The sequence below is a fragment of the Desulfofundulus sp. JL263-se genome, from assembly GCF_056316025.1.
In genome coordinates, this window is sequence record NZ_CM149993.1 from 2,922,984 (window position 1) to 2,938,847 (window position 15,864).

13 protein-coding genes are annotated in these 15,864 nt (G+C 53.2%); 1 reads left to right on the plus strand and 12 read right to left on the minus strand.

Translation table 11 applies throughout. The annotated features are described in order from the left end of the window. Positions 1-21: 21 nt before the first annotated feature. The 12 genes from ACX4JR_RS15090 to amrA form a co-directional block, all read right to left on the minus strand. The gene (locus tag ACX4JR_RS15090) at positions 22-612 is read right to left on the minus strand and encodes a DUF1847 domain-containing protein (protein WP_476058829.1); all 591 of its coding nucleotides are present in this window, start codon (positions 610-612) and stop codon (positions 22-24) included. Between the two features lie 6 nt (positions 613-618). Next, positions 619-1,269, minus strand: a complete 651-nt coding sequence (locus tag ACX4JR_RS15095) for a succinate dehydrogenase/fumarate reductase iron-sulfur subunit (protein ID WP_476058830.1) — start codon at positions 1,267-1,269, stop codon at positions 619-621. 3 nt (positions 1,270-1,272) lie between these two features. Continuing rightward, on the minus strand, positions 1,273-2,955 hold the full coding sequence (locus ACX4JR_RS15100; protein ID WP_476058831.1) for an FAD-dependent oxidoreductase: 1,683 nt from the start codon (positions 2,953-2,955) through the stop codon (positions 1,273-1,275). A gap of 26 nt (positions 2,956-2,981) precedes the next feature. Next, the gene (locus ACX4JR_RS15105) at positions 2,982-4,346 is read right to left on the minus strand and encodes an MmgE/PrpD family protein (RefSeq protein WP_476058832.1); all 1,365 of its coding nucleotides are present in this window, start codon (positions 4,344-4,346) and stop codon (positions 2,982-2,984) included. A gap of 6 nt (positions 4,347-4,352) precedes the next feature. Continuing rightward, positions 4,353-5,249, minus strand: a complete 897-nt coding sequence (locus ACX4JR_RS15110; RefSeq protein ID WP_476058833.1) for a succinate--CoA ligase subunit alpha — start codon at positions 5,247-5,249, stop codon at positions 4,353-4,355. Positions 5,250-5,254: 5 nt separating this feature from the next. Next, entirely contained in the window at positions 5,255-6,484 is a 1,230-nt protein-coding gene (locus ACX4JR_RS15115) for an ATP-grasp domain-containing protein (protein ID WP_476058834.1), read from the minus strand. Positions 6,485-6,575: 91 nt separating this feature from the next. Beyond that, positions 6,576-7,457 (minus strand): HpcH/HpaI aldolase/citrate lyase family protein, encoded by an 882-nt coding sequence (locus ACX4JR_RS15120; protein WP_476058835.1) that lies wholly within the window; start codon positions 7,455-7,457, stop codon positions 6,576-6,578. A gap of 237 nt (positions 7,458-7,694) precedes the next feature. After that, complete coding sequence (locus ACX4JR_RS15125; protein WP_476058836.1) at positions 7,695-9,239, minus strand: helicase-related protein; 1,545 nt, start codon at positions 9,237-9,239, stop codon at positions 7,695-7,697. 109 nt (positions 9,240-9,348) lie between these two features. Then, entirely contained in the window at positions 9,349-11,598 is a 2,250-nt protein-coding gene (locus tag ACX4JR_RS15130; protein ID WP_476058837.1) for a DEAD/DEAH box helicase, read from the minus strand. 87 nt (positions 11,599-11,685) lie between these two features. Then, positions 11,686-12,447, minus strand: a complete 762-nt coding sequence (locus ACX4JR_RS15135) for an SIR2 family NAD-dependent protein deacylase (RefSeq protein WP_476058838.1) — start codon at positions 12,445-12,447, stop codon at positions 11,686-11,688. A 147-nt stretch (positions 12,448-12,594) separates the two neighbouring features. Then, on the minus strand, positions 12,595-13,590 hold the full coding sequence (gene amrS, locus ACX4JR_RS15140; protein WP_476058839.1) for an AmmeMemoRadiSam system radical SAM enzyme: 996 nt from the start codon (positions 13,588-13,590) through the stop codon (positions 12,595-12,597). An 11-nt stretch (positions 13,591-13,601) separates the two neighbouring features. Beyond that, complete coding sequence (gene amrA / locus ACX4JR_RS15145; RefSeq protein ID WP_476058840.1) at positions 13,602-15,002, minus strand: AmmeMemoRadiSam system protein A; 1,401 nt, start codon at positions 15,000-15,002, stop codon at positions 13,602-13,604. Positions 15,003-15,230: 228 nt separating this feature from the next. Here amrA and fliK point away from each other — a divergent pair, with 228 nt between their 5' ends. Then, positions 15,231-15,863 carry a flagellar hook-length control protein FliK gene (gene fliK / locus ACX4JR_RS15150; RefSeq protein ID WP_476058841.1) on the plus strand — a complete coding sequence of 211 codons (633 nt, stop codon included), beginning with the start codon at positions 15,231-15,233 and terminating at the stop codon, positions 15,861-15,863. The last annotated feature ends 1 nt before the right edge of the window (position 15,864 follow it).

A 15,864-nucleotide genomic window follows, 5' to 3' on the forward strand; every position in this document is an offset into this window, starting at 1 on the left:
ATTGGCCAGGCACAAATTCAGTTATATAATGCCCGGCACTTTGAATTTATTTTTTAAATAATAACGGGAGTAAATTGCCCCCAGGGGATTGTGGGCCAAAACACGGTCCTTGACCACCAGCGTGGTAACCGGGGCCTCGGAATATTTAGTAAACAAAATGTCGTGCCCCACGCAGAGGCCCACAAGTAAATTTAAGTCCGTTTTTTGCTTATTGAGGTAAACAGCCTGCCCCACCGGATTGCACATGGATTCATAGCGGTCTTCTTTAATTTGGGGCAGCTCCATTTCTTTCTTATTTTTGCCGCATATCTTGCAACATACCACCTTAACCTCAAACCATTCTTCTAATATGCCGGCAATAACCGCGGCCTCCCCGGCCAGCCCGATGCAGTGAGCGATACCGATGGTACCGTAGCCCATTTCCTGCGCAAATTTGATAACTTCCTCCACCCTGGTAAGCTGCATGTAATGATTGGCTTCCAGTGCCGTGGCAGTGGATAACAATTTTTTGTTCACCGGATCGCTGTAAGCTTTTTCCATTTCTTCAGTCCATGGAAAGCAACGTTTACCCTCAGTATAGCACTTTCTGTCCTTGCAATCTTTACAATCCATCTACCTTCATACCTCCTTTAACTCCGGCAGCTCAATCTTTTTAGGACAGCACTTTTTCAATTTTTCCCGGAAAGCAGCTATTTCCCGAGAGTGTTTTTGATTTAACCGCAGGCGTAAAAGGCCCAGCATGTCCCTGGTATCCAGGGCCAGCCGGATATTTTTGACTACGGCTGCAGGGCCTATCCCCCGACCGTCACCCAGCTGGGAATCACACAGCCCGCACAAAATGCACGTAGCCGGGTTTTCAATTTTGGCAGCATCTTCAGGCGACATGAGGCCGTTATAATCGGCCCTGGTTAACACCCAGGGTATTATATCCTTCAGGGAGTTAAAAAAAGGCTGGAGGTCAACCACCAAATCCTTTATGCGCCGGAACCCGGGCATGGGTTCCAGGGACAAACTGTCGTCAGGACCAACTACGTCCTTAAGTAAGGTCTGGCAGGCCAGCCGGGGCTCGCCGTTAATCAGCATGGCACAGGACCCGCATATGGCACTGCGGCACGAGCGGCGAAAGGAAATGCCGGGATCCTGCTGCCAGGCCTTGATTAAAGCATCCAGAACGGTTCCGCTTTCCTCGATCTCAACCTTAAGCTGTTGCTTATAACCGGTCCGGTCACGGTTGGGGTCAAAACGGTCTATTAATAAATTAATTAGCATAAATCAATACCCCCTCTCAACAGGCTGGTATTTGGTTATGGAAACGGGTTCCGAACTGAATTCCGGGCCTGCTTCCCCGCGCCGGATAATGGTGTGGTGCAGCCACTCCCGGTCGTTACGGGCGGGGTAGTCCGTGCGGTAGTGCGCCCCCCGGCTCTCAGTCCGGCGCAGGGCGGCCCGGGCAATTATTTCACTCAGGTCAAGCAGGTAACCTACTTCAATAAATTCAATCAACCCGTAGTTAAACGGGCCTTCCCCGTGACCCGCCCTCAGGGTGCTATAGCGCTCCTTCAAGCCGGCAATAATATCCACCGCCTGCTTCAATTCGGTCCCCGTGCGGAAAACCCCTACAAATTCAGTCATGGTCCGGGTCAATTCCTCCCTGACCTTAAATACATTATCTCCCGGTATAAGGGGCTTGTTGGTGCCAAAATGATTTCTCCAGTTTTCCCGGGCCTGCTCCAGTGCCGCGCGGGGAATTTCCGGCCATTCCGTTCCCCGTACCGTCTCCACCACCCGGCGTCCAGCCCTCCGCCCGAACACCACTGTTTCCAGCAGCGAATTACCTCCAAGGCGGTTTGCGCCGTGTACGCTTACATTGGCCGCCTCCCCTGCGGCCAGCAGGCCTTTTATGTTGGTTTCGCAGTTCAAGTCGGTGCGGATACCGCCCATGCTGTAGTGCTGGGCCGGCTCAATGGGTATAGGTTTGTCCACCGGGTCCACCCCGGCATACCGCCGGGAGAGGTCGCGTACCTGGGGCAAGCGCTCCTTGATTTTGGCTTCCCCCAGGTGGGTCAAATCCAGGTGCACGTATTTACCCTCAATTCCCCGGCCTTCCTTGATTTCATTGAAAATGGCCCGAGAAACCACGTCCCGGGGGGCAAGTTCCATTTTTTGGGGAGCATAGCGGGCCATAAATCTCTCGCCCAGGTTGTTAAACAGGTAACCTCCCTCACCCCGTGCCGCTTCGGATATTAAGATATTTGTCCCGTACAAGGTGGTGGGATGAAACTGCACGAATTCCATATCTGCCAGTTTCGCCCCGGCCCGGTAGGCAATGGCCATGCCGTCGCCGGTACTGGCAAAGGCATTGGTGGTTTTGGCAAAAGCCCGCCCGTACCCGCCGGTGGCCAAAATGGCGGCTTTACATCTAATGACTTCCGTCCGACCCGAGGCCAGGTCGTAAACAAAAAGGCCCCTTAGCTGCCCGTCTTCTACCAGCAGTTCCAGCAAGTACCACTCGGGATATATTTTTACTCCCAGCTGCAGCACGCGCTCGTAAAGGGTATGCAAAACCACGTGACCGGAGAGATCCGCGGCAAAACACGCCCTGGGAAAGCCCGCTCCGCCCAGGGAACGCTGGGCCACCCTGCCGTCTTCGGTGCGGGACCAGGGTACACCCATCCACTCCAGCTCCCTGATCACTTCCGGGCCCTCGGAACAAAGAACCTCTATGGCATCCTGGTCGCCCAGGTAATCACTGCCTTTTACCGTATCAAAAACGTGTGCCCCTACACTGTCGTCTTTACCGAGGGCAGCGTTAAATCCCCCCTGCGCCGCCCCGCTGTGAGAGCGGGTGGGATAGAGTTTGCTCAAAACAGCCACATCCAGGCTGCCTGCCGCCGTGGCTGCGGCCATAAGGCCGGCCAGGCCGCCGCCCACCACTACCACGTCGTGGGTAATCATGTTATTCCCCTCCTAAATAATCTTAATTAAATAAGCCACTTCATTACTTCCTCCGGAGAACGGATCCCCGGCAGACCAGCGACAGCGCTAATAATGCCCCTAGCCCTTTTATCGCCCAGTACCGGTTGTACCAGTGTATAAAACTTCTTTTCCAGTTCCTCCCTGGAAACCGGGTTTTCCGGGTCACCCCTGGGATAATCCGTCTCTCCTTTAAAAATACCCCTGCTGGTTTCTATGGTTACCCTTGCCGGCCAGCGGTCCGGGTGCATTGCATCCAGCTCCGGGTCAACGTAAACTTGTATTTTTTTCATAACCTCCCTGACAACCGGGTCGTTCAAAGTTTCCGGGCTGAAATCTTTCAGCCCGGCGCTGCGCCTGACCAGCCCCAGCGCCACGCAGAAGGGCAAGCTGAATTTGGCGGCATATACGGTTTCAGGGTCGGGGTTGCCCGCAATATCAAGAGCTACACGATAAACTCCCACCTTTACCGAGACAATCTCCTCCGGTGTTATATCTTCTACTTCGGCTAGACCGGTGACTACATCCAGGGACGAGTGCGTGTGGCGGCAGGAGGAATGAATTTTAAAACAATTTTCCTCAATTTTAAACCTGCCTCCAAGGTCTGCCGTAACCTTACCGGCATCGTATTCCGGCGCCATGCTTTTGAAAAATCCCCTGTCCCCTTCCAAAATGCGCTTTGCTCCCGTAAACCCCCTTAAAGCCAAAAGCGCCGCCAGCAACCCGTTCATGGCCGCCTTTCCGGGATGCAGGTGCTTGGTCATGGCCCCGTCCACGATAAATTCCCACAGCCCGGCAGCCTGGGAGCCCGCATTGCCCAGAGCATTAACCATTTCCCCAACACCCAGGTCCAGTATTTTGCCGGCAGCCGCGGCGGCCCCGAAAGTACCGCACGTACCGGTAGTATGCCAGTACCTGTAGTGGCTTGGGGTTACAGCTTCGCCTATGCGAATCCCCACTTCGTAGCCGGCAACGATCCCTTCTATCAGTTTTTTCCCGCCCGCCTTGACCAGTTCGGCCGCAGCCAGGGCCGCCGGCATAACAGCTGCGGCAGGGTGCAGGATAGATGCTTTATGAACATCGTCCAGCTCGAGAATGTGGGAACTTATACCGTTGACCAGGGCGGCCCCCAGGGCAGACGTCTTCTCTCCCGTTGTAAGCAGGGTGGCCTGGGGCCTGCCGCCCGCTTCATCAACCACTTCCCCTGCAATCTGTCCCGGCAGTTCCCTTCCGCCGGCTATTCCCGACCCCAGCCAGTCAAGAAAACTTAAAACAGCCAGCCGTACCGTACTTGCAGGTAAACTTTCATATTCCAGATTTACCGTAAATTCAGCCAGTTGACGGGATAATGTTGTTTCCTTTCCCATAGGCATCCCCTTTTAACCCAGTACCTTTTGCAGCAAAGGTATTATGTCGTCAAATTCATCGGCAACCAGAGCCCCGGCTTCCCTGAGCCTTTCAATTTTTTGCGACGGCTTTCCGGCCCCGCCGGAGATAATTGCCCCTGCATGCCCGAACACAGTTTCCTCGGGCAGGCTTTCGGTGAACCGCCCGGCCACAAAGGAGATTAAAGGCTTGGTAAATTTACCGCTCTTTATGAAGTCGGCCATGTCTTCTTCAAAAGTGGTACCCGGCTCGGAGAAAGTAACCACGGCGCGGGTTTCGGGATCGGCCTCAAATAACTTCAATAAGTCAACGGGGGGTGAGCCAATCAGCGGGTCCCCGCCGATGCTGACGGCGGTACTGATGCCGTAACCGGCGCGCTTTACCATCCACGACGTCTCCGCTGTCATACCGCCGCTCCTGGAGATAACGCCCACGCTTCCGGGTATAAAACACCGCTCCACGTTATCGCCGCCGATTGCCCCCACTTTCACCCTTTCCGCCGGGCTGATTATGCCCACCGAATTTGGTCCCACAATCCTGACACCCTTCTGTCTGGCAAGGTAAAGAAACTTAATTACGTCTTTCTGGGGCACATTTTCCGTGGCGATAAAGATGAATTTAATACCGTTATCCACGGCCTCAACCACGGCATCGTAAACAAAAGCGGGCGGTACATATACCACGGCCGTATTGATATCGTGCCTTTTTAAAGCTTCCCTGACGGTATTATAAACGGGAACACCATGAACGTCAGTGCCGCCTTTGCCCGGGGTAACCCCCGCAATTACCGGAGAACCGTAATCCAAGGTATGCCTGGTAACCATGGACGCCTCGCGCCCGGTTATGCCCTGAATTAAAATCTTTGAATTTCTGTCGATAAGAATGGCCATTTAACCTACCTCCTGTCTCCGTATCCCGGATAAAACTCCCGCATTTTTTCCACCATGCGCTTGGCCGCCTGGGTCATGGTAATTTCATCTCCATAATACTCAATACCGGCCCTGGCAAATATTTCCCTGGCTTCGGCTTCATTAACCCCCGCTTCCCTTACTACAACCGGGAATTTTTGCGGGTCTATGTTCATTTCTTTTAATGCCCTTGTTACCCCCAGGGCCACTAGGTCCACCTGGGTATTGTTGGTGATATTTTGCGCCACAAATAGTCCCTTAACCCCGGGCTTGGAGAGAATTCCCTTGGTTAGCCCGCAAACCTTTTCGGCCGAAGGATTTCCCCCAAACTCCGAATAATTGGCCGGTCTGCCCCCTGCCCTGACCAGGGCGTCAAACAACAGCAGGCTGCCGCCCCCGCCGCCGCACATGAAGCCTATGTCGCCCCCGTCCATTTCCGTATACCGGGCCGTGCCCCGGTATGGCTCGGATTCATTTACGGCCACCATTTGCTTCTCCAGTTCCGTAAGGGGGCGCCATGCCCTTTCAGTGCCCATTTGGACTTTCCCGGAAAGTTCCGGGTGCCTGTACAGCGCGCTGTCGTCAACCGCCATGACCGCCGCGGCGGCCACCACATCACCGGACTTGGTAATCACCAGCGGGTTAATCTCCAAGAGGTAGGCATCAAACCGGTCGAATATATTGTAAAGCCGGAAAGTTATTCCTCCCAGGCTCTGTATTCCTTTTCCCTTAATGCCCAGTTCCGCCCATATTTCCCTGGCCTGGTAATTTTCAAGGCCGCGAATGGGATCCACCGGGTAGGTCTTCAATTTTTCAGGGTACTGCCTGCTGATTTCCTTCACATCAATACCGCCCTCAGTACCGGCGATAACAACCGGCTGCCCGCATGCCTTGTCTACGGTAACGGAAAGGTAAAGCTCCCTGGCTATATCGAGCTTTTCTTCCACCAGCACCGCTTCCACGGGATAATTGTGCACCGTCATGCCCAGGAGTTCCGCGGCCTGTTCTTCGGCCTCCCGGGCTGTGGCGGCAAATTTTACAGCACCTGCTTTACCCCTCTTACCTGCTGGGACCAGGGCCTTTAATACCACTTCCCCGCTGAATTCGCCGAATAACCGCCCGGCTTCTTCCGGTGTTTTGGCTACCGCGAACCGGGGAACAGCCACGCCCCCTTCCTTTAACAATTCCTTGCTGAGATTTTCCAACAACCTTGCCATCTAGCTCCCTCCCTTTCCTTTAAAACTCAATATTTGTTATTATTTTTTCGGTTTGAGGTAATTTTTCCACGGAAAAATTACCTTTTCCAAGCTACACTTGGCTTGGAAAATTTCCCCCAAATTGTTCGCCGGCCTGGCTTAAAATTCTCCTGGCCCTGTCAGCCACCGGGTAATCAACCATCTTGCCGTCAACCTGGACAACCCCCTGCCCGGCGGCCTCTGCCTCCTCAAAGGCCGACAGGACGCGGCGCGCCCATGCAATCTCTTCTTCCGAAGGGGTAAATGCCCGGTTGGCCGGTTCAATCTGGCTGGGGTGTATTACCAGTTTGCCAAACATGCCCAGCTGCTTGGCCAGGGAAAGATCCCTTTCAAACCCCTCTATATCCTTGATGCCCGGGTAGACGGTATCCACCGGGGGCAGGATTCCCGCGGCCCGCGAGGCATTCACCAGGTGCGACCTGGCGTAAAATAATTCGGTGCCTTCGCCAGAAAAGGAAGTACCGATGTCCACGGTATAATCCAGGGCCCCGAAGGCCAGCCTGGATACCCTTTTTGCCGCGCAGGCAATGTTAAAAGCAAATATTACCCCCCGCGCGCTCTCTACCAGTGGAATAAGGTCAAGGACGAGCTTCCCCGATTTAGCCTCAAGGCTGGCAAGAAACTTATCAATGAACTTGATTTGTTCTTCACTTTCCGCTTTAGGCAGCATAACGCCGTCCGCGCCGCCTTCAACCGCCGTTATTAAATCCTCGTGCCAGAGGTCTGTATCAAGGCCGTTGATCCGCACATAAACATTACATTTCCGGGGCAACTTCAAGGAATTGGCAATATTACTGCGCGCATTTGCCTTTTCGGAAAGAGCCACACCGTCCTCCAGGTCGAATATTACGGCATCCGCCCCGGCCGAAAGGGCCTTCTCCATGCGCCCGGAATTACTGCCGGGCGTAAAAAGCATTGTCCTGTAGGGAACCAACGTTTATTCCTCCTTTCATTAAATTGCAAATAATCAGATAAATCTAATCTATAATTTTTTGCGAGCAATTTTTATGCCAGGCAAAAAGGCAGAAAAAAACAGGCCTTATCTCGCTGGCCCGTTCAATAATTAAACAAGTGTTTAATTTTTAAAGCCCGGATTCCTGAAAGCCCTGCGGGTTCTTCCGGGGAAAAGCCCCGGGCGGGCAGGCGCCCGGGGCATTCAATACGTTAACCATTACAGCAGTACCGCCACCTCGTCCCTGTCCAGGGCCCGGCGAATGTTGCGCAGCTTTTCTTTCAACTCCCTGTCTTCCCCGGCGGCCCGCTCCATTTGGCGCAGCAGGTCTATTTCCCGCCGCAGGAGGGAAAATATATCCCCTTCGTGCAGATTGCACTTCTCCATGAGCTGTTCAAAGGTGGCGCCGTTGTACCACGCTTCAGCCAGGGGCCCGGGAACCGGCGACCACACGCGCAAGTACTCCGGGACACCCATTTCTTCCAGTTCGCTCAGTAAAACCCCCACCTCTTCCATTTCATACTCTCCCGGCAGCACCACTTCATCCCGGCCGGGATAATAATCCACCCCGGCCAGAATGGCGGCCGCCTCCGCCGGCGACGCTTCGTGAATAATGCCCGTAAAAACCAGTTCCGTTACCAGGATCTCCTGCACATGCACAAAAAGGGCGAACTTGCCCCGGGGCAAAAGCTCCCTTCCCTCAATGTAGCCCAGCCTGTTGAGCAACCGGACCATTTTGTCAAATTCCTTGGGATAATCCGTGGTCATTCGCTCCAATGTTTTATTGCGCCGCATTAGGTAGGATTTCTGCTCTTTAAGCGCCCTTATCTCCTCCCGGGCATCGCTGCATACATGATGCATGCAGTTTCTGGCCTTTTCCGCCAGCATGGACTTTATCTGCCCTATCCTGCCGGGAAATTCATTTTCTTTTTTATTTTTTTTCCGGCGCAATTTTCTTAACTCCTTTTTAAGCTGCTTGCGAAACATGGGGCAGGTGGGAGTATCTCTATCCCGGCAAAAACGTTCATTAAGTTCCTTCACACGGGAATCTATAGCTTCAATATCCTTTTTCAATTTCTGGATTTCTCTGCGGTTCTGATATACCGCAAGGTTTTTGGATAAAAACTTTTGTATTTCCTCGCCGGTTTTCCAACATAAAAGACTTAAAACCGTATTGGGAGAAATGATAAGCCTTCCCCGTACCGGCTCCACCCGGCTTTCATCAAAAAAGCCCGTCTGCTCGGGGAACTTATCATCTATATGTATGTATACCCTGCCTACTTTGTCATAACCCCGGCGGCCAGCTCTTCCCGCCATCTGGAAAAATTCTCTGTTCATAAGATTGCGGTGATTCTCGCCGTCCCACTTCCGGCACGAATCAAAGACCGTGCTGGCAGCGGGAAAGTTAATACCCACGGCAAAGGTTTCGGTACAGAAGAGCACGAATATCAGGCGGGACTCGTAAAGGTTTTCCACTACCTCCTTTAAGGCCGGGGAAAGCCCGGCATGGTGGTATCCTATCCCCTGAAGTAACAGCCGGCGCAAGCCTCTGCGCCGGCCGCCGAACAGGTTTTGATTCTCTTGCTCGGCCTCGCGGAGTATTTGTTCCACCCTCTGCTTTTCTCCGGGCAGCAAAAAATCCCACTCCCGGCCCAGTTCCTCGGCAAGCCCTTCGGCTTTACCCCTGCTGAAGACAAAATACAGGGTGGGTAAATTTTCTTGTATGGCATCTATTATTTCAACACAAGGTGCAGTATCCTTCAAATGGGGTCTCTCCTTTGTCCTGAAAATAGGTTGCCAGCTGACCGGTACTTACTTACCACAGCACTCAGGTCGTTTCGCACCGCCGGGAAGCGGCATAGTCGGTATACTTTTATCGTATACAATAGTTTTTCTTAAAGCCCTTTTCGTCGTTCTCCAGCCTTATTTCTATTTCCTCCCGGGCCTCCCTCTCATTTAGTATTTCACCGTCGGAAGTAATCCACCGCACCGATAGGGGAACCGCCCTTTCCCTTTCTTCCACCACAACCACCGGATATTGCCTTACCTCGGACATCCAGGCGGCCAATTCATGGACATTGGGTACGGTGGCCGACAGCCCCAGTATTTTAATGTGCGGAGGCGCGAAAATGATACTTTCCTCCCAGGCCGTTCCCCGGTGCGGGTCATCCAGGTAATGTACTTCATCAAAAATTACAAAGGAAATGTTGGACATCCACTCCGGATTGGAAAAGCACCAGTTCCTGAAAATTTCCGTAGTCATTACCAGCAAGGGGGCTCTCTCGTTAATGGACACGTCTCCGGTTATCAAGCCCACCTTTTCCCGGCCGTAAAGCCTGGAAAAATCCCTGAACTTCTGGTTGGAAAGGGCTTTGATGGGAGAGGTGTAAATGACCTCCCGCCCCTCGGCCAGTACTTTTTCCACAATTTTTTCTGCAATCACGGTTTTACCGGTACCGGTGGGAGCGGCCACCAGCACGGAGTTGCCGGCCTCCAGTGCCTCAATGGCCTCCACCTGGAACCTGTCAAGGGTAATTGGCCCCCCTTCAGGGCAGGCAGGCTCTTCTTTTCTGCGATAGGGTTTTCTCTTCTCCCCCACTCCCCTGGTGCGGCGGGCCCGGGCAGCATCCCACTTCTCTTTGAGGCGGGGCACCACCCCCAGCAAATCTTCCACGTCACCCCGCCGGAATACCAGCCCCGGGCGCCTCCCCGCCCCGGCCCTCTGTACAGGGGTAAGATACCCTTCACGCGCGAGCCTGCGCACCATTTCCGGGGGAATGCCCAGCAGCCGGGCGGCATCCGGCAATCCTATTTCCTCCGTTCTTCTGAGGGCCCTCTCCAGGCCGGCCCCCGCCTGCAGAAATTTTAAGGGAGGCTCCCAGATCCTAAAAGCGCCTTCCAGGTGAAACCCGGGCAAATATCCCGAATGATATAAATTGATAACCTGGTTGGGTTTTATGTTAAGTTTCCGGGCCACTTCACCGGGCTTTAAAGAATTTTCCATAAGATAGATAACGGGTACTGCAGGGTTGCCCTTAGCGGGAAATTCTATTCCGGTTAAGGCTTCCAATTCCCGGGCCATCTGCCCGGGTGTAAATTCACGGGGAGAACACCAAAAAATCCGCCCCTCGCACTCAATCCAGGGACAACCTTCTTTCGTCGCCTCCTCTCCGGCCATTTCCCTCTGATCAGCGGTAAAATCATCCAGGGTAAAAAATGCCTGATTCTGCATTAAGTTACCCAATTTACGCTGTATTTCAGCTGCGGCTTTCCGGCGGCGCAGTTCCTTTTGCCCCGCGGGGTGTTGCTCCACGGTTATCCGCCCGTCGGGCAATATCAAAAAGGGCTCTGTTTCTTCGCCCCTGCGAATTGCAGAAACCAGCTTTTTATGGGACTTGAACATCCGGATAAATTCCTTACGGCCCACGGGCCCCCGCCTGGCAATATAAGAAGCTATATCTTCCAGGGCGGCAGGGCTGTCCGGCAGGGCATACCTTCCCCCTGCAAGGAGTACCAGATTGCGGGCGACCTCAGGTTCCAGGGGCTCATTAAGGGCCTTTTGCAGCTCCTCTTCGGAAACCGGCCCGCCGTCCTTTAACAAGTCATCCAACACTTCCTTTTGCCGGCGTATTTTTTCAGCCTTCAGGGCGGCTTCCCTGTTCCTGCGCTCCAGCTCTGCCTTTCCCGCCTCCACGGTTCGCAGGGTGTACCTTTCGCCGGGCAAAACAATCACATCCGGCACAGATTCAGGTTTTACCCCGTGCAAGGGGACAATTTCCGCCAGCTCTTCTTCCGAGCGGGGCACCCCGTCGGAAAGAACTTCCCTGATTTTTTCGCGAACCTCCTGGCGCAGGTGCGACCTGCAGGCCGCCACCCGCAAAGCCACAAACCGCCCGTCAGGTAACTGGCTTTTATCTGTCTCCCCGCCGGCCAGCTCAATTAGTTCTTTTCCCCCTTCCCGGCCAATTTTTATTTCACCCTTCGCCGACATGGACTGAAGGGCACCAGTTAAAAGCTCGGTAGGGGCATCAAGCCGGTAACATAGCTCGTACAGACTGACAGGCCCGCTTTCCAAAAGATTATATATTTGTTTTTTGACTCTTTTGGTTTTTGCACTGGCCAAAAATAACTACTCCCCCGGCAAAAAAGTTTGGTATATGCATAGTATTATACAATTATATCTTTAAAACAAGCAAATACCGTGCAAGTATCAATTCCAGGTGGCAGCCAATAAGCCGCGGGACTCCAGTTCCTTCTCCAAAGCAGTAAAAACTTCCCCGCTTCTGCCGTAAATAACCAGTTCCGCCAGGTCATCCAGTTCCGTAGGTTCCAGGTTAATTATTGCCACCCGGCCGCAAAGCTGGGGCAAAAGATTGGCCGGGGCCACCTCCAGGCTGGAACCGATAACCAGCATGAGTTCACTTCCCCTGGCTTCCCGAATTGCCTTTTCAAAATCCGGGGTCAGGTCATCACCGAAAAATACCGCATCGGGCTTGTATACCCCACCGCACTCCCCGCACCGGGCAGGCACCTGCCCGGCATTTACTGCTTTAATCAGGGTTTCCCAATTTATCTGGTTTCCGCAGGCCATACAGCTGGCTGAACGAAGATGCCCGTGCACTTCCAGGACGCCGGTAGAGCCCGCCTTTTGGTGCAAGCTGTCCACATTCTGGGTTATTATGCCGTGCAAGAGGCCGCTTTTTTCCAACCGGGCCAGTACATAATGGGCCTTATTGGGCTCGGCATTAGTCATACTTTCCAGATAAGGCAGCCCTATCCGGTAAAATACCTCGGGCCGGTAAATAAAAGTTTCACTGGAAAAAGCATACATGGGATCTATCTTTGACCACAATCCTCCGGGACTGCGAAAATCCGGAATGCCGCTTTCCGTTGAAATACCGGCGCCGGTAAGGGCAACGGTTTTTTTACTGCTAACCAGCATGTCAGCCAATTGTTTAATTTTTTGTTCCATTATATCCCCCTTTCAATCATAAAAAGGTAGTAAATTACCGAATATGGTAAATATTAAAAAGTTCTTCCCGGGTGGTCATCACTCCTTTTTTGTAAACATTCCCCAGCAACAAATTTACGGCACCCGTGCTTCCGGGTGCCGCCGCTGTCAGACCACCAAATTGATATTTTTGCCGCAATTGGCGCAAGTTTCCCCTTCCAGGGCCCCAATGCGCGTATGGTAGCCCGTGCGTTCTATAAGTACCTCACCGCACTCGGGGCAAAGGGTATCGGCCCCTTCCAGTTGGGGAGCGTTGCCTATATATACGTAATCCAGCTTTTCCAAAGCTATTTCCCGGGCCCTTTGCAGGGCGCGCAGGGGTGTCGGCTCCCGGTCCATTTTATAATTGGGAAAATACCTGGAAAAGTGCAGGGGTATGGAAGGATCAAGGCCGGCCACCCAGTCCACCAGCCGTTTAATTTCAGCTTCGGAATCGTTTAAACCGGTGACCAAAAGGGTGGTTAATTCCACGTGGCACCGGGATACGGACAGCTCCACGGTACGCAAAACCGGTTTTAGCGTGCCGGCGCAAGTGGTTTTATAAAAATCATCGGTAAAAGCCTTAACATCAATATTCATGGCATCAATGTAGGGTAACAATTCCTCCAGGGGCTCCGGGCTGACGTACCCGTTGGTAACCAGTACATTCTTCAGCCCCCTGTCCCGAACCGCCCGGGCCGATTCATAAACAAACTCGTACCATACAAAGGGCTCGGAATAGGTATAGGCAACTCCAACGCAATCCCCGGCAGCGGAATATTTAGCCGCCAAACCGGCAACCTGCTCCGGCGAAAGATAGCGGGCCTCAGGCTCTCCATGAGCTATCTGCCAGTTCTGGCAAAAACCGCAGTGCAGGTTACAGCCGAAAGTCCCCAGGGAGAGTATATCGTGGCCGGGACAAAAATGATATAAAGGCTTTTTCTCCACGGGATCCAGGGCCAGGGCGGTACACTTTCCGAAATTCAGGGTATAAAGGGTGCCGCCCTCATTCCTGCGCACCCGGCAGAAACCCGTCTTACCCTCCCTTATATTGCACATTTTGGGACACAGCCGGCAGAAGGCTTTACCGCCGTCGTCCTTTTCATAAAACATAGCCTCGCGCACGGAGCTCACCCCTATTTGTAGCGTTCAACCTTAAAGCGTTCTATTTTCACGTCCTCCCCCGGAGCAATGCCGGCCTTTTGCATGGCTATGGATATCTGTTCTTCAACGGTATCTATACCCTCCAGATCGGGCAGCAACACCCCCCTGCGCGGCCCGGAACTGACGATGACCCCGTAGGCCTTGGGATCCAATTGGTCCAAACTTTCCACAGGTTCCGGCTCTCCCAAAATATCCACGCTGTATTCCAATTCGTCCAGCTCCTCCGGCGAAACCGGGCTGAAACGGGGGTCCCTGGTACCCGCGCTGATGGCATTTTCTATTATTTCTTCGGCAATGTTTTCGCGCACCGGCTGAATGGTACCGATACATCCCCTCAGCCGGCCGTGCTTTTTAATAGAAACAAAAACTCCCGCCCGCTTGTTTAATAATTCTTCCGGAATATCCAGGTCCTTTTTATCCAGTTCCCCGCGACAATATTTCTCCAGGGTCTCCCGGGCCAGCCTGACCGGGGAACTCTCCCCCTCCCTGTGCTTGTTTATCTTTTCTCTTTGCGCCTCCCGCAGGGCCTCGAACAACTGCCGCTCCGGCGCGGGCTCGCCGGGCCTGAAGTCGGCAACCATGTAACCCACCCCGAAGGGGCCCTGGTATGAGAGCACCTGTGGCTCGAGCTCCAGCCCGTCCACCGCCCCCAGGGCCATTATAATCGGCCGCAGGCCGCACTCCCCGGCCCTTTCCACCAAGTCCGGGTCCAGGGCAGCCAGCCCCCGGGCATCGCCCTTTTCCACCAGGCTGACAACCTCCCGGTCGAACCGGGCCCCGTCAGGGTCGTACCCGGCAGGGGCATCCGGAGTAAGCCGGTGGGAGAGGTCGCCGCTGGCAACCACCGCCACCCCTCCGTCAATTTCCATGGCGGCCTCCTTTATTGACATCCCCAGCCGGTATAAATCATGATAGGGTAAAAGCCCCATGGAAATAACCACCATGGGCAGTTCAACTCCGGCCTTTTTCAAAAAATACAGCGGCACCATAACCCCGTGATCCAGCCGGGCATCCATATTTACCCGCTTAATAATGCTTTCGTTGATCTCCGCCACCGGTATGCCGGCCCGGGATGCTTTTTCCAGTATTACCCGGCTCAGCCGGTGACCTTCCTCATTGAAGCTCACCGAAAAAGCACCAAACCGCCCCAAATTACCGTCATAGTTTTTGAAGGTATATACTCCTACCGCGTCGGAAAACACCACCCCGTGGGGCGTTATGAACACCAGTACTTCCGGTGCCTTATCCTTTAGCCGCCGCCCCAATTCCAACATGGCCTTCTGGGTTTCCTTTATTTCCCTGTCACGGCCCCGGCCCACCTCCGGAACTGCAATGGGAGGGTGGGGGGCTATGCCGCAAAATACTATGGCCATGGATTACACCCCTTTCTCCGCCTTCTAATTATATTGTGACCTGTTTATCTTATATTCATGTGGTTTCTTTTTCCACGGCCCAATTCCTTCCACATTCCTCCATATTTTCAGGAGCCAGCAATTTCCCGGGAAAACAAAAAAATCAAATGTATTGAAGAGCTACCGGTTTCCGTTTATACTTGACTTAGCAGTGCATGTGGATATACCGGAAAAAAGAAGGGATCCCTTTTGCAAATCAACACTTTGTTGCCCGTACTGTTGCAGTTGCTCCTTTCCGGTGAAGCAAACCGGGGAAATAAATCAAATCATTTCCAGCTACCGGCCAGCGAAAAGCAAGAAAGCCGGGTTCAGCCCAACCCCGCTGCTCCCGCCCATTACCCTCAAAGCCATTCTGCCGGCCGGAGGAACACCCAGCCTGTAAGGATCAGCTACTCTTCCCCGAGCCAGTTAACTACCGGTAAAGAAAGTATAGACCCGCAGAGTGAATTTATTTTTCTACCGCTGCCCCTAAAATCCGAAATTTTCCCCGAAGCTAAATTTTACAAGCAAATAATTGACAGGAATGAGTACCAGCGAGACAAGGGCGATAACGAAGAACAGTACCGAATCGTTTTAGGTCTTAATACCACGGAACTCGGAGAGCTCTGCTTCCTGGTTTGGCAAAAGGGAAATTATTTATCCGTAAAATGTGCGGCATCCAGGAGCCAAACCGTGCAAATTATACGAGAAAAGTTCCCGGAATTGAAGGAGTCCCTGGCCCGCCTGGGATGGGATAATGTGAATCTTTCCTGTATCTATGTAAAAAATCCCGGGGAACTGCCCAAAACAAATCTTTCCGGGTTCGTTGACAAAAAGATATGAA